The organism is Streptomyces sp. Ag109_O5-10 (genome assembly GCF_900105755.1).
Lineage (GTDB): Bacteria > Actinomycetota > Actinomycetes > Streptomycetales > Streptomycetaceae > Streptomyces.
Map to the genome: position 1 here is coordinate 4,568,033 of NZ_FNTQ01000001.1, position 13,102 is coordinate 4,581,134.

The window sequence follows — 13,102 nt, forward strand, 5'->3', positions numbered from 1 at the left end:
AGGTTTCCGGCGCTCGGGCATCCGTATTCATCGACGACCGACCCCCGCCCCTGCGCGGGAACCCTGACCGGCAGGAGGCACCGGTGCGCTTTTCGCGGAACGCGACGGGAACGCTGTTCGTGGGCGGAGCCCTCAGCTTGACCCTCGCCGCGCTCGCCTACCCGAGCATGCTGGGCCTGAACACCGTGTCCAGCGACACCACCCGGGTGATCGCCAACACCCAGTGGGGGCCGCTGACCGAGGGCGACCGTGACTTCGTGGTGAAGGTGCGCGCGGCCGGGCTGTGGGAGTACCCCGTGGGCCAGCTGGGCCTGAAGAAGGGCCAGTCCCAGGCGGTCCTCACCGCGAGCAAGCACCTGATCGACGGCCACGCGGCGCTGGACGCCAGCTGCCGCAAGATCGCGCCCATGCTCAACATCAGCATCCCCAACCTGCCTTCTCCACAGCAGCAGGGCTTCGTCAACACCCTGACCGCGGACACCGGCAAGAAGTTCGACACGGACTTCGCCAACATCCTGCGCGTGACGCACGGTTCGATCTTCAACACGATCGCGAAGATCCGCTCGACCACCCGGAACACCCTGGTGCGGATCCTGGCCGACCAGGCCAACGCCACGGTCCTCGACCACATCACGGTGATGGAGCAGACCGGCCTGGTCGACTTCCCCTCGGTGCTCTTCCAGGAGACGACCCCGCCGAAGCTGCCCGCGGTCGACCTCACCCCGCCCCCGCCGGACGCGGGTCAGCCGCAGGTCGTCCTCACCCCGCCGGTCAACAGCACGACCAGCCCGCCGGCCCTCCCGGGCGAGAAGGGCTTCACGGGCAGCGGTGCCGGTGTCGGCACCGGCAACGCCGACGGCAACGCGGTGAACGTGACCCCGGGCGCCACGCCCACGGCCGGCTGAGTCACCTCAGGCGCCCAGCCACACCGTGGTGTCGGGCGGCAGCGTGCCGTCCTGCGGCAACGGCACGCTCGCCAGCAGCACTTCGCCCGGCGGCAGCGGCACCGGCGCGTCCGACACGTTCGTGACGCACCGCCAGCCCTCCGTCCGGGCGAAGTGCAGCACGCCCGCGGGCGCCTCGGCCCAGGTCAGCGTCTCGCCGTCGAGCAGTTTGCGGCGCAGCCGCAGCGCGGTGCGGTAGAGCTCCAGGGTGGAGCCCGCCGTACCGGCCTGTGCCTCGACGGCGTACGACCCGAACCACTCCGGCTGCGGCAGCCAGGCGCCGCCGGACCCGAAGCCGTACGAGGGGCCGTCCGTCGTCCAGGGCAGCGGCACCCGGCAGCCGTCGCGGCCCTTGCGGGTGTGGCCGGTCTGTTCCCAGATCGGGTCCTGGAGGACGGTCAGGGGCAGGTCGGCGGCCTCGGGCAGGCCGAGTTCCTCGCCCTGGTAGACGTACGACGAGCCGGGCAGCGCGAGCATGAGGAGGGTGGCGGCGCGGGCGCGCCCGAGGCCATGGGAGACCTCGACGTGCGGCGTACGGCCGCCGGACAGCAGCCAGGCGTTCTCGTCCGTGCCCGGCGGCAGCGCCAGCCGGGAGGCGTGCCGCACCACGTCGTGGTTGGAGAGCACCCAGGTGGCCGAGGCGCCGGCCGCGCGGGCGGTGGCGAGCGAGCCGGTGATGACCTCGCGGAGCGCCTCGGCGTCCCAGGGGGTCTGCAGGTACTCGAAGTTGAAGGCCTGGCCCAGCTCGTCCGGCCGGGCGTACAGCGCCCGCCGGGCGTCCGGCACCCAGGCCTCGGCGACGGCCGTGCGGGGCGGGCTGTAGGTGTCGAAGATCTTGCGCCAGTCGCGGTAGATCTCGTGCACCTCGTCGCGGTCCCAGTACGGGTGGGTGCCCGGCGGTACACGCTCCAGGGCCTCCTCGCCCGTCGGGCCGAACTCGGCGACGTCCCGCAGCGGTTCGTCGAGGTCCTTCACCAGGGCGTGGGCCACGTCGACGCGGAATCCGTCCACGCCCCGGTCGGACCAGAAGCGCAGGGTGGTGCGGAAGTCGGCGCGGACCTCGTCGTGCGCCCAGTTCAGGTCGGGCTGCTCGGGGGCGAACAGGTGCAGGTACCAATCGCCGTCCGGGACCCGGCGCCAGGCGCTGCCGCCGAACACCGACTGCCAGTCGGAGGGCGGGAGTTCGCCGTGCGCGCCGCGGCCGGGCCGGAAGACGTAGCGCTCCCGGGCCGCGGAGCCGGGACCGGCCAGCAGGGCCTCGCGGAACCAGGGGTGCAGGTGCGAGGTGTGGTTCGGGACGAGGTCGACGATCACCTTCAGGCCCAGCCGGTGCGCCTCGGCGGTCATCGCGTCGAAGTCGTCGAGAGTGCCGAGGCGCGGGTCGACGTCCCGGTAGTCGGCCACGTCGTAGCCGCCGTCGGCGAGTTCCGACGGGTAGAACGGGCTGAGCCACAGGGCGTCCACGCCGAGCGTGCCCAGATGGGAGAGCCGCTCGGTGACGCCCCTGAGGTCACCGAGCCCGTCGCCGTCCGCGTCGGCGAAGCTGCGCGGATACACCTGGTAGATCACGGCCTGACGCCACCAGTCGGGGTTCCTGGAGGAGAGGTCGACCACGCGCGTTCCTTTCGGGCGGAGGGAGCACCGGCGGAGGTGACACCGACGGAAAGTCTGTCCAGATTGCCGAGAAAGCGAAACTTCACACCGGCCGGAACGGATCGTTCCCTGTGTGAGGGACTTGTGATGGTGCCCGAACGGCCCTTGATTCACGTCAGGTTGACAGGGTTCGGCAGGGCCAACCACCATGGGCCGCACACTGTGGCGCATGTGACCAGTGGGCCCGGTGTCTCCTCACTTCCCGCTGCCCCTCCGCCGCCCGTCCGGCGTGAGATGAGCACCCCACGGATGGGATATCCATGTCCATAGCCAGACATGTCACCGCACGTCGCCTGCTGGGGACGGGCTTCGCGTCGTTCGCCCTGTGTGCCGCCTCCGTCGCCGGCGCGTCCGGTGCCTGGGCGCACGGCACCCACGGCGGTGACGGCTGGAGGTCCGGCGGCCACTACAGCCCCGGCACCGGCGCCGGCACGGAGACCGGCACGGACAAGTGCCAGTTCTCGATCGACGGCTCGAACTTCTTCGACTCGGTGAGGGTCGACGACCAGAACCTGAAGGTCACCGACGACGGCAAGGTCCACCTCAAGGTCCGCGCCGCCGCCGACGCCGCCTCCTGCACCGCCTCGCTCGCCTCCTACATCGCCCACGGCCCCTCCTTCGCCACCTCGGGGCAGCAGATCTTCGTCGACTTCGACTCGGTGACGGTCAAGCAGGGCCAGACCGACTCCCTCGACATCGCGGTCCCGGACGCCGGCTGCTTCGCGCAGATCGACCTCTACCGGGGCGCGACCAAGTTCGACGGCAACAAGGACGCCAACGACGGCTTCGAGCACGGCGACCTGCCGGCCGGCCCGGACCACGCGGTCATCAAGGACAAGCTGATCGCGTCCTGGAACGGCGGCACGAAGGACTGCTCGACGACCCAGTCGTCCTCGCCGTCGCCGTCGTCGCCGTCCTCCCCGTCCCCGTCCTCGTCCGCCTCCGAGTCCACCCCGGCCACCCCGCCGCCCGCGGAGACCCCCACCGCGACCCCCTCGGAGACCTCGGCGACCGGCACCGCTTCCGCGTCCCCGTCGGAGTCGGAGACCACCCCGGCCCCGGCCCCGAGCACGAACTCCGGCGGTGGCGGCGGCCTCGCCCACACCGGCGCCGACTCCAGCACCGGCTACATCGCCGGCGGCGCGGCCCTCCTGCTGGCCGGTGGCGGCGCGATCGTCGTCGCGACCCGCCGCCGCAGGGCGACCCGCGCCTGACCCCTTCCGTACGACAGGTGCGCCCCGGCCGTCACGACGGCCGGGGCGCACCTGCGCGTGGCCGGTCATCGGGGGGGCGACGCCGGCCACCGGGTCGGCGGGACGACGGCCGCGAGGCCGCCCCACGAACGTCACCGGCCCGCTGGATCGGAACAGGGGTGCGCTCAGCCGGATCGGTCCCGGCCGCCGGCGACGGTCTCCAGGTAGAGCCGCACGTACCGGTCCACGTCCACGTCCAACGCCACGTCCACCAGGGCCTGTTCGCGGGCGCCGCCGTGGATCTCGGCCTCGCCGGGGCGGGGGCGGCGGTCGACGACGGTCTGGCCCCGGGTGGGACCGGGGGCGAGGGAGACCTCGACCGGGAGGAGCCGGGTGGTGAGGCCGGCCGGGTCGGCGACGGCGCAGACCGCGCCCGCGTCCCCGAGGCCGCCGGCGGCATCGTCGTCCCCGTCCGGATCGGGGGCCGCGGGCCGGTGCGCGAGCAGTTCCCCGGCGAGCCGGGCCCCCGCCTCCGCGCTCGCCCGCAGCCGTCGCACCTCGTCCCCCGGCACCACGACCCGCTGGAAGACGTCCAGGCCGTACATGGTGATCGGCACACCGGCGGTGAGCAGGACGGCGGCCGCCTCGGGGTCGTGCCAGACGTTGAACTCGGCGACCGGGGTGGCGTTCCCGGTGGCGACCGCGCCGCCCATGAACACGATCCGCTCGATGTTCCGGGTCACCTCCGGGTGGGTGCGCAGCAGCAGGGCGATGTTGGTGAGCGGCGCGGTGGGGATGAGGGTGACGGGGCGGGGCGAGCCGAGGATCTCGCGGCGCAGCAGGGTGACGGCGTCGACGTCGGCGGGGCGGCGGGTGGGCGCCGGGAGCCCGAGATCGCCCATCCCGTCCGTCCCGTGCACGTGCCGCGCCGACCGCGCCGCCTCGATCAGCGGCCGCTCGGCGCCCCGGGCGACGGGCACGTTCCCGGCCCCGGCCCGCTCCAGCACGGTCAGGGTGTTCCGGACCACCCCGTCCACGTCCGTGTTCCCGGCGACACAGGACACCGCCCGCAACTCCAGCCCCGGGTGCCGGACGGCGAACAGCAGGGCGAGGGCGTCGTCGACACCGGTGTCACAGTCGATGATCACGGGGATGGGCTGATGACCGGTCACGAGGGGCTCCTTCCGCCGGCCCTGACTCTACGCAGCGGGCGTGACGGCCCTGGAGGCGGCACGTCAGCCGCCCGGAAGGCCCGGGCCGCTCCCGGCGGACGGCAGGACCGCCTGCCCAGGGGCGCGAGGAACGGCGCGACCGGCCACGGCGCACCGGCACCGCCCCACCGGCATCACCCCTCCCCGGGCATCACCCGCACCCCCGGCCACCGCCCGCTCGCGGCCGCCCCGGTCATGCGCGCTCGAAGTAGTGCCCCTCCTCGAGATCGGCAAGAACCCCCGCCTCCACCGGTTCCCACCCCAGCAGCTCCCGCGTCCGCCCGCTCCGCACCGGCACGTCCAGCGACACGAATGCCCCGAAGAACCCGAAGTGCTCGGCGCGCCGGTCCTCCGGCACGCTCTCCACCGGCACCTCCAGCCGCCGCCCGATCACCTCGGCGATCTCGCGCACCGCGACCCCGTCATCGGCCGCCGCGTGCAGTTCGGCGCCGGCCGGCGCCTTCTCCAGTGCCAGCCGGTAGAGCCGGGCGAGGTCGAGCGTGTGCACGGCGGACCACTGGTTGGAGCCGTCCCCGGCGTAGCCGGAGACACCAGTGGTCCGCGCGATCCGGATCAGCATCGGCAGGAACCCGCTCCGGTCCCGCGCACTGTGCACGACCGGCGGAATCCCGACGAGCACCGTACGCACCCCCTGTTCGGCGAGTTCACCGAACAGCCGCCCCGTGGCGACCCGCGGATTGGCGCTGTAGGCCGCGCCGAGGTGCTCGTTGCCGTCGCCGTGCCCCATGCCCACCCCCAGGAGGGCCTTTCCGGTCCCGGCGAGCACCTCGCCGAAGGCCTGCACCACGGCCCGGTCGGTGTCCGCCGCCCCGGCCATGTCACCGGCGGCCATCGCCGTGTGGTCGAAGGCGAGATGGACGACCGCGTCGGCATCGGCCGCGGCCGCCCGCAGGCCGTCCGGATCCGCCAGGTCACCGCGGCGCACCTCGGCGCCCAGGGCCCGCACGGCCGCCGCGGAGTTCTCGGACCGGGCGAGGCCGACGACCTCGTGCCCGGCGTCCAGCAGTTCGGGAATGACGGCGGAGGCGATATGACCGCTCGCGCCGGTGACGAAAACACGCATGACGGAACTCTCCCCAGGACGGAAGGACAGGTGATGTGACTCGGTACCGTCACCATACTCCGGTGACGGTACCGAGTCACATCACTTAGGCTGTCCCCATGGCCCGATGGGAACCGAACGCACGACGGCGCCTCGTGCACGCCGCGATCGACCTGTTCGACGAGCAGGGGTACGACAGCACCACCGTGGCCCAGATCGCCGAGCGGGCCGGACTCACCAAGACCACGTTCTTCCGGCACTTCCCGGACAAGCGCGAGGTGCTGTTCGCGGGGCAGGAGGAGCACGGCCGGCTGCTCGCCGAGGGAGCCGCGGCGGCGCCGGACACGGCGACCCCGCTGGAGGTGGTGGCCGCCGCCCTGGATGTCCTGGCCGGCTCCTTCACCCCGGAGCAGCGCGCGTTCGGCCCGCGGCTGATGCAGGTCATCGGCAGCCACGGCGAGCTGCGCGAACGCGCCGCGTTCAAGAGCCTCACCCTCGCCACGACCCTGGCCACGGCCCTCCACGACCGCGGCGTGCCCGACCCCACCGCGTCCCTCGCCGCCCACCTGGGGGCCCAGGCCTTCTCGGCCGCCTTCGCCCGCTGGATCACCCCGGCCAACGACCGCGGCCTCCCCGACCTGGCCCGCACCACCCTGGCCGAACTCCGCGAGGCGACCGCGGCCCTCACGTAGCGGCCCGCACGGAGCGGGCGGGGTCACTCCCACCGCGCGGTCCCCGCCCGGCCACCCGCGGACCTGCCGTGTCCGGGCAGGGCCAGGCAGCGGTGGCGGCGGCCGAACCCGCCGTCCGGGAGGTGGCGCCAGGTCCTGGACGACGAGGAGTTGCCGTGCGCCAGGGCGACCGGGCGCACCTGCGGGGCGGGGAGGAGAGGACGGGATTCCCGGCGGCCCGCCCGCCACCGGTTCCGGGTCACCGCGTGGGGACTCACCCGGACGGACCGGAGCGGTGGCGGGCGGGGGCGGGAGGTGGTGGCGTGGGAGCACGCGTTCCGCTGCACCCGAGTCCTGGTCCTGGAGAGGCCCCCCATGAAAGCCATCGCCTCCGGTCTCGCCGTGGTCGGCCTCCTCGCCGCCTCCGCCTGCACCGCCGCCGAACCGCCGGAGGCATCCGCCCCGGCCGCCGCCGCGACCACCGCCGAACGGGCCGCCCCGGCCGACCCCGCCGCCTCGCCCGGCACGTCCGGCATCCCGCCGCTCACCGTCGAGCAGGCGCAGGCCGCGCTGATCGACGAGGGCGACCTCGGCGTGCCGTGGACCGCGACCGACGGCACCGCCACCTGGCACGACGGGCTGCTCAAGGCGGCCACCGGCCAGGCCGACTGCCAGCGCCTCCTGGAGGCCCTGTACACCGACGAACTGCTCGGCGCCCCGGCCGGCCCGCGGGCGGCCACCGCCCTCGACGACGGCGACGACGCGGCCCAGCTCCGCTACCAGGTCGACGCGAGCCGCGTCGCGGACGTCGAGCGGACCCTGGCCTGGCTGCGGACCCTGCCCCGCGCCTGCGGGCAGTTCACCGCGCAGACCACCGCGGCTGGGACCGAGGCCGTCCGGATCACCGACGCCGGGCTTCCGCACGACCTCGGCGACGCACGCCAGGGGCTCCGGATGACCCTCACCGCGCAGCCCGACTCCGCCGGCGAGCCCACCACCCTCACCCTCGACGTCGCCGTCGTCCGCGTCGGCGACGACGCGATCGTCCTCACCGCCGGGGCCCTGGGCACCCTCCCCGACGACACCACCCAGCAGGCCCTCGACATCGGCGTCCAGCGCCTCGCCCAGGTACGCGAGAAGGGGCGGGCCCAGGCCTAGGCCTGGGCCGACTCCGGTCTCGTACGGGTCCGACGGCCGGCTCACCGTCTCCGCCGACGCCGCGTCCAGCAGCGGCGCGGGTGGTCGCGTCGGCGGCGCAGCCGGACGTGACGGCTGCGCCGCGCGCGACGGAACGGTTCCTACAGCGGCGGCTGTGCCGGTGCCGGTCCCAGGGTCGTGGTGCCCGGGGCCGTACGGTGGCCGAGGCCGGTGCGGTAGGCGTCCAGGGCCGCCTCCACCCGGCCGGTGCGGCGCAGCAGGTCGCCGAGGAGGCGGCACAGGTCCGCCAGGTCGCCGGCCGCGCCCGCCCGCTCCAGCAGGCTCAGCGCCCGTACGTAGTGCTCCTCCGCCGCCTCCGTGTCCCGGGCGTCCTCGGCGATGATGCCGAGCAGCCGGTGCGCGGCGGCCGAGTGGACCGCGCCGCGCTCGGAGGAGAAGTCGCCGAGCACGTCGTGGAGGAGTTCGGCGGCCTCGTCCGACTTGCCCCGGCGGTGCAGGACGTCGGCCAGTTCGACCGCCGCCTGACTGCGGTACAGGGCCGCGCGGGTCTCCGACAGCATGGCGAGTGCCTGCCGCAACTCGTCCTCCGCGCGCTCCAGTTCGCCGTTCTGGGCACAGACGTAGCCGCGCATCCAGTGGCAGTTGGCGAGCTCGGTGCGGAGCTGGAGCTGGCGGTACAGCTCGGCGGCCTTGCCCAGGGAGGCGTCGGCCTCGGCGACCCGGCCCTCGGCGAGCAGGGTGCGGGCGACGGAGCGGTGCATGCGGGCGATCAGCGCCGGGTCGCCGGCCTGCGGGGCGAGGGCGAGGGCGAGTTCGGCGGCCTGGGCGGCGCGGGCGTGGGCGCCCATGTCCATGTACGGGCCGATGGCGGAGGCGTAGAGGAGCAGGAGCGCGTCCGGGTCGTGCAGGCCGCTGCGGTTGAGCTCGTCGAGCGTGGACTCCAGGAGGTAGACGGCATAGCGAAGCTCACCCGCGAGGTAGTGGCTGACCGCCCGGCCGCGGATCGCCGGGACGCGCACCGGGAGGGGTTCGTCGGCCGTCCACAGCTCGGCCCGCTCGAAGAACTCCCTGGCCTGCACGAGGTCACCGGTGTCCAGGGCGCACTCGCCCAACCCGAGCAGCGCGGTGGCCTGTTCGACCGCGAGTCCGTGCGCCTCGGCCTCCGCGAAGAGGTCGGTGTACTGGGCGGCGGCCGCCTCGGCCGCGCCGGTGGCCAGGGTGCGCTGGGCCTCGGTGAGCCGCAGCCTCAGGTCGGTGGCGAGGTGGGCGGGGCGCCCGCTGGCCAGCTCCTCGAAGCCGACGCCGAGCCGGCCGGCGATGTGCCGCAGCGCCTCGTCGGAGGCCCGCACCCGCCCGGCCTCCAGCGTGGAGATGTAGGCGGGCGTGTAGGCCGGTTCGGCCAACTGCCGCTGGGTCAGTCCCCGTTCGGTGCGCAGATGCTGCACCCGTCGCCCTATGGTCTCCGGATCGTCCCGCTCCTGCATCCTGCCATTCCCCCCAACTCCCCCTGGACCTCTTGCCGTTGAGCTCCGACTACCCCTAGGTTAAACCGCGAATTAAACGTGCTTAACCCGCCCCTTGTTGTTGCGAGGTCGCCGTGCTCGGACGCACATCCGCACGCCCCACCGCAAGCGCTACCACGAGCCCCAGCGCACGCTACGCCCGCGGTCTCGTCGCCGCCGTGATCGCCGTGGCCGCACTCATCACCGCGGCCAACGCCGGCCCGGCCCGGGCGACGGACGACGCCCCCGCCGCCCCGACCGCGGCGACCGCCCGGCACTGAGCCCTCCACCGGCCGTGCCGCCGGCCGGGGCGCCGTCGCGCCCCACCCCACCATCGCCCCCGGCGGGACCCTCCCCCTGTCCCGCCGGGGGTCTGCCGGCCGCGGGCACACCGTGACCAGTTCCGCGAAATGCCGTCCCCGCCGGACAGAAAGCACTTCCATCGCACGCTCCGCTTGGCAGTCCTGGGCCTGCGCCCGGATGTCATGTCCCGGACGAAGAGACCGTACCAACGACCTGGTACCAACGGCCCCCGGACCCACCGACCGCAGTCCTCGACGCCCCTCCCGACGTGCCGATGAGCAGTCGGCGCGTCCAGGTCGTGTACCACGAGGACGGCGACGGGGCGTCCGGTGACACGGTCAACTCCACGACGTACGGCGCCTGGAAGTACTTCACGTTCACGAACTGAACCCCGTCACTGGGTCTGCAACTGCCGCAGGTGCTGCTGGACGTGGTCCAGGGCACCCTCCCGGCGGCCCGGCACCCTGAGTCTCAACTCCGCAAGCGCGGGCCCGAGTTCACGGGCCCGCGCCGTGTCCTTGATGGCGCCCCACTGATGGTGGGCCCGGTCCACGGCCGCCTCGACGGCCGGTGCGTCGGCCGGCTGCCCGGCGCCCAGGCGGGCGCCGGCGACGGTCAGCCAGGTACGGCAGCTCCGCGCCGCGTCCCCCGCGAACATCGCCAGGTCGGCCCGTACCTCGGACCAGTGCAGGGCGTCCTCGGAGGCCGGCCCGTGCGCCCGCGCGGCCGCCTGCTCCCAGCGGGAGGCGAGTTCGTCCGCCTCGGCGTACCGCCCGTCCCGGACGGCCGCGCTGATGGCGTCGTGCGGATCCCCGCTGTCCGGGGTGTGCGTGCTGAGCAGGATGCCGGCGGCGAGCTCCGGCCCGAGCCGCGCGAGCACCTGCCGGTGCAGCTCCGCCATCGCCGGCCGGTACCCGCTCCTCAGCACGGTAGCCACGGCCTTCATGTACGACGGTACGGCGACCTCCCGCCGGGCGGGCGGCGGCGCGATCCGCCCGTGCACGGCGTTGTTGCGCCCGCAGTCGAGCGGCACCGTGCGCAACTGCTCCCAGACCTCGTGGTCCGCGTGCAGATCGAGCACGAGCGTCGTCGCCCCGGCCGGCCGCAGCCGCAGCTCCTCCCGGACCCAGTGCCAGGGCAGGCCGGTGTAACGGACGGTGGCGGGCGTGGTCCGGGCCAGCGCGAGATGCGGCAGCCGCTGCCTGCGGTCCAGGTGGAGCTGGCCCGTGACGAACACGGTGAGCGGGCCGGGGGCGGCCGCGGCGGCCCGCAGCCGGGTCAGCACGGCCTGCGGTTCCAGGGGGTCGGCGAGTTCGACGACGTTCGCGGTCTCGGTGCCGGAGAGTATCGCCGGGGGTACGGCCGCGAGCACGGGAAGCACGGAGGCCGCGTCCACCATGCGTGCTTTGCCTGTCGGCGAGGCCGCGATCAGCAGCACGGTTCCGGGCATCGGGCCCTCCCCCTTTGTTCCCCTGTCTCACTTACGCCAGCACGGTAACCGCTGCGCTTGCAAAGCGGGGACCGCGGAAGCCCTTTGACCCGGGTAACACCCGGTACGCCCCCTGAGGGTCCCCCCGAGCCCGCCCCCCGCCTCCGGGCCCCCGCCGGGGCGCTGCAGGGCCGTAACTCTACGGGGGTGGGGTGCGGCGTACCGCGAAGATGGTGGTGTCGTCGGAGAGGCGGCCGTGGCTGTGCTGGAGGACGCCGTCGCGGATGTGGGCGACGAGGCGGGTGGGGTCGGGGGCGGGGGCGCGAGCGGCGGCGGCGGGGAGGGAGTAGAAGGTGCCGTCTCCGTCTCTGGCCTCGGTGACGCCGTCCGTGGTGATGAGGAGGGTCTCGTCCGGGGCGAGGGTGACGGTGAGGGTGGGGGGCGGTCCGGCCGCCGTCGTGAGGTCGGCCATGCCGAGGGGGAGTCCGTTGCCCGGGGGCAGCGGGCGTGTCCCCGTCGGTCCCACCGCCAGCGGCGGCTCGTGGCCGAAGTTGACGAGTTCCACGACGTCCGGGGCGTCCGGCGGGAAGCCCAGCAGCACCGCCGTGGCGAAGCGGTCGCCGTCGTCGCGGCCCAGCGCCACCGTATGGCGCCGGTGCCGGATCATCCGGGTCTCCAGCCGGTCGGCCACCGTCGCCAGGTCCCGTTCGTGGTACCCCGCCTCACGGAACGTGCCCAGCAGCGCCGCCGCCGTCTCCACCGCCCTCAGCCCCTTGCCCTGGACGTCCCCGACCAGCACCCGCGTGCCGTACAGCCCCGGCTGGATGTCGTAGAAGTCGCCGCCCACCCGGGCCTGGCTGTCCGCGGCGAGGTACACCGCCGCGTGCTCAAGACCGGCCCACCCCTGCGGCAGCGGCCGCAGCACGGTACGCAGGGTGGTCTCGGCGATGTCCCGCATGTGCAGCATCCGCCGCTCGCCGTTCCTGCGGACCACGCAGGCGAGGATGGCCAGCAGCCCCGCGAAGGCGACCAGGATGAAGTCGGGCAGCCCGGCCTGGTACTCCCGGGGCCAGGCGCTGTCCACGGCGACGTAGTCGAGGACCGACAGCACCGCGAAGACCGCCGTCGTCCAGACCCCGCAGATCGCCGCCGCGATACCGGGGACCAGCACGATCCAGGAGACGATCCGGAACCGTTCGGTGGTGTTGAGGTCGACCGCCGTGATCCCGGCGAGCAGCAGAAGCGGCGCCACCCAGGCGACGCTCCGGCCCCTGACCCACAGCAGCTCCCTGCACCGCCGCACGGCCTGGTGGTCGGTCACGACAGTCAGCGAAACACGGGCGGGCACGCCACGCACGTCGTACGGGATGCGCTGACCGACTTGCCAGGGGGTACCCGCAGGTGTGCTCTGGAAGGTGGGGGGCGAGGAGAGAGGAGCACGCTCATGGCTCAAGCGGCACCCACGTCCGGCGGTATGCCCCGGAGCGGCCGGACGCCCGACGTGTTCAGTACGCAGATGCACGCCAGGGCCCGGGTGGCCATACCGGTCGTGACCGGGCTGATCTACGGCTACTGGGCCGCCGCCAACCGGCGCATGGGCGGGCCCATCACCGGCGGGAACCTGCTGTTCGGCTTCCTGACCGCGCTGGTCTTCGCGGTGGTGCTGTTCGGCGTGCTCACCGTCGCCCCCCGGCTGCGGCGGGAGATGCACGCGGTGCTGTGGACGGCGTTCATGGGCACCGCCTTCGGCTTCCTGTACAGCCAGAGCGGCGAATCGATCCTCCGGTGCGTCGCGATGTCGCTCGCGGTCGCGGCGGTGACGTTCATCGTGATGTTCTACCGGTTCTACACGCACGAGGACGCGACCGGACACCGCATCCGTTAGCCGCGCGGTGCGCGCGTGGGCCCCGGCCCCCACGGCCGGGGCCCACGTGTTTCCCCTGTTTCCCCTCACCGGTCGCCGAGGCGCTGCGGG

The 13,102-nt window shown here is 74.0% G+C and carries 12 protein-coding genes; 5 read left to right on the forward strand and 7 right to left on the reverse strand.

What is annotated here, in order from left to right; all coding sequences use genetic code 11:
• Positions 1-119 precede the first annotated feature (119 nt).
• Entirely contained in the window at positions 120-905 is a 786-nt protein-coding gene (locus BLW82_RS20900; protein WP_093508176.1) for a DUF4142 domain-containing protein, read from the forward strand.
• 6 nt (positions 906-911) lie between these two features.
• Here BLW82_RS20900 and BLW82_RS20905 read toward each other — a convergent pair whose 3' ends face one another.
• Positions 912-2,558: a glycoside hydrolase family 13 protein gene (locus BLW82_RS20905; protein WP_093500642.1), complete on the reverse strand. Its 1,647-nt coding sequence runs from the start codon at positions 2,556-2,558 to the stop codon at positions 912-914.
• 299 nt (positions 2,559-2,857) lie between these two features.
• Between BLW82_RS20905 and BLW82_RS20910 the strand changes: the two genes are divergently transcribed.
• Complete coding sequence (locus BLW82_RS20910; protein ID WP_093500644.1) at positions 2,858-3,811, forward strand: LAETG motif-containing sortase-dependent surface protein; 954 nt, start codon at positions 2,858-2,860, stop codon at positions 3,809-3,811.
• A gap of 164 nt (positions 3,812-3,975) precedes the next feature.
• Here the strand turns inward: BLW82_RS20910 and BLW82_RS20915 are convergent, their stop codons facing one another.
• Together BLW82_RS20915 and BLW82_RS20920 are read right to left on the reverse strand one after the other, a co-directional pair.
• Positions 3,976-4,962: a nucleoside hydrolase gene (locus BLW82_RS20915; RefSeq protein WP_093500646.1), complete on the reverse strand. Its 987-nt coding sequence runs from the start codon at positions 4,960-4,962 to the stop codon at positions 3,976-3,978.
• 232 nt (positions 4,963-5,194) lie between these two features.
• Positions 5,195-6,085 (reverse strand): SDR family oxidoreductase, encoded by an 891-nt coding sequence (locus tag BLW82_RS20920; protein ID WP_093500648.1) that lies wholly within the window; start codon positions 6,083-6,085, stop codon positions 5,195-5,197.
• Between the two features lie 98 nt (positions 6,086-6,183).
• Between BLW82_RS20920 and BLW82_RS20925 the strand changes: the two genes are divergently transcribed.
• Positions 6,184-6,756 (forward strand): TetR/AcrR family transcriptional regulator, encoded by a 573-nt coding sequence (locus BLW82_RS20925; protein WP_093500650.1) that lies wholly within the window; start codon positions 6,184-6,186, stop codon positions 6,754-6,756.
• 23 nt (positions 6,757-6,779) lie between these two features.
• Here the strand turns inward: BLW82_RS20925 and BLW82_RS43980 are convergent, their stop codons facing one another.
• Positions 6,780-6,998 (reverse strand): alpha/beta fold hydrolase, encoded by a 219-nt coding sequence (locus BLW82_RS43980; RefSeq protein ID WP_143063702.1) that lies wholly within the window; start codon positions 6,996-6,998, stop codon positions 6,780-6,782.
• 112 nt (positions 6,999-7,110) lie between these two features.
• Here BLW82_RS43980 and BLW82_RS44530 point away from each other — a divergent pair, with 112 nt between their 5' ends.
• On the forward strand, positions 7,111-7,893 hold the full coding sequence (locus BLW82_RS44530) for a hypothetical protein (RefSeq protein ID WP_093500652.1): 783 nt from the start codon (positions 7,111-7,113) through the stop codon (positions 7,891-7,893).
• Positions 7,894-8,033: 140 nt separating this feature from the next.
• Here the strand turns inward: BLW82_RS44530 and BLW82_RS20935 are convergent, their stop codons facing one another.
• The 3 genes from BLW82_RS20935 to BLW82_RS20950 all read right to left on the reverse strand — a co-directional run bounded on the left by BLW82_RS20935 (position 8,034) and on the right by BLW82_RS20950 (position 12,448).
• On the reverse strand, positions 8,034-9,377 hold the full coding sequence (locus BLW82_RS20935) for a helix-turn-helix domain-containing protein (RefSeq protein ID WP_093500654.1): 1,344 nt from the start codon (positions 9,375-9,377) through the stop codon (positions 8,034-8,036).
• A 715-nt stretch (positions 9,378-10,092) separates the two neighbouring features.
• On the reverse strand, positions 10,093-11,148 hold the full coding sequence (locus BLW82_RS20945) for a hypothetical protein (protein ID WP_093500658.1): 1,056 nt from the start codon (positions 11,146-11,148) through the stop codon (positions 10,093-10,095).
• A 178-nt stretch (positions 11,149-11,326) separates the two neighbouring features.
• Positions 11,327-12,448, reverse strand: coding sequence for a PP2C family protein-serine/threonine phosphatase (locus BLW82_RS20950; protein WP_093500660.1), 1,122 nt, complete (start codon positions 12,446-12,448; stop codon positions 11,327-11,329).
• 123 nt (positions 12,449-12,571) lie between these two features.
• On the opposite strand from BLW82_RS20950, the gene BLW82_RS20955 reads away from it, so the two are divergent.
• Complete coding sequence (locus tag BLW82_RS20955) at positions 12,572-13,012, forward strand: hypothetical protein (protein ID WP_093500662.1); 441 nt, start codon at positions 12,572-12,574, stop codon at positions 13,010-13,012.
• Positions 13,013-13,102 lie beyond the last annotated feature (90 nt).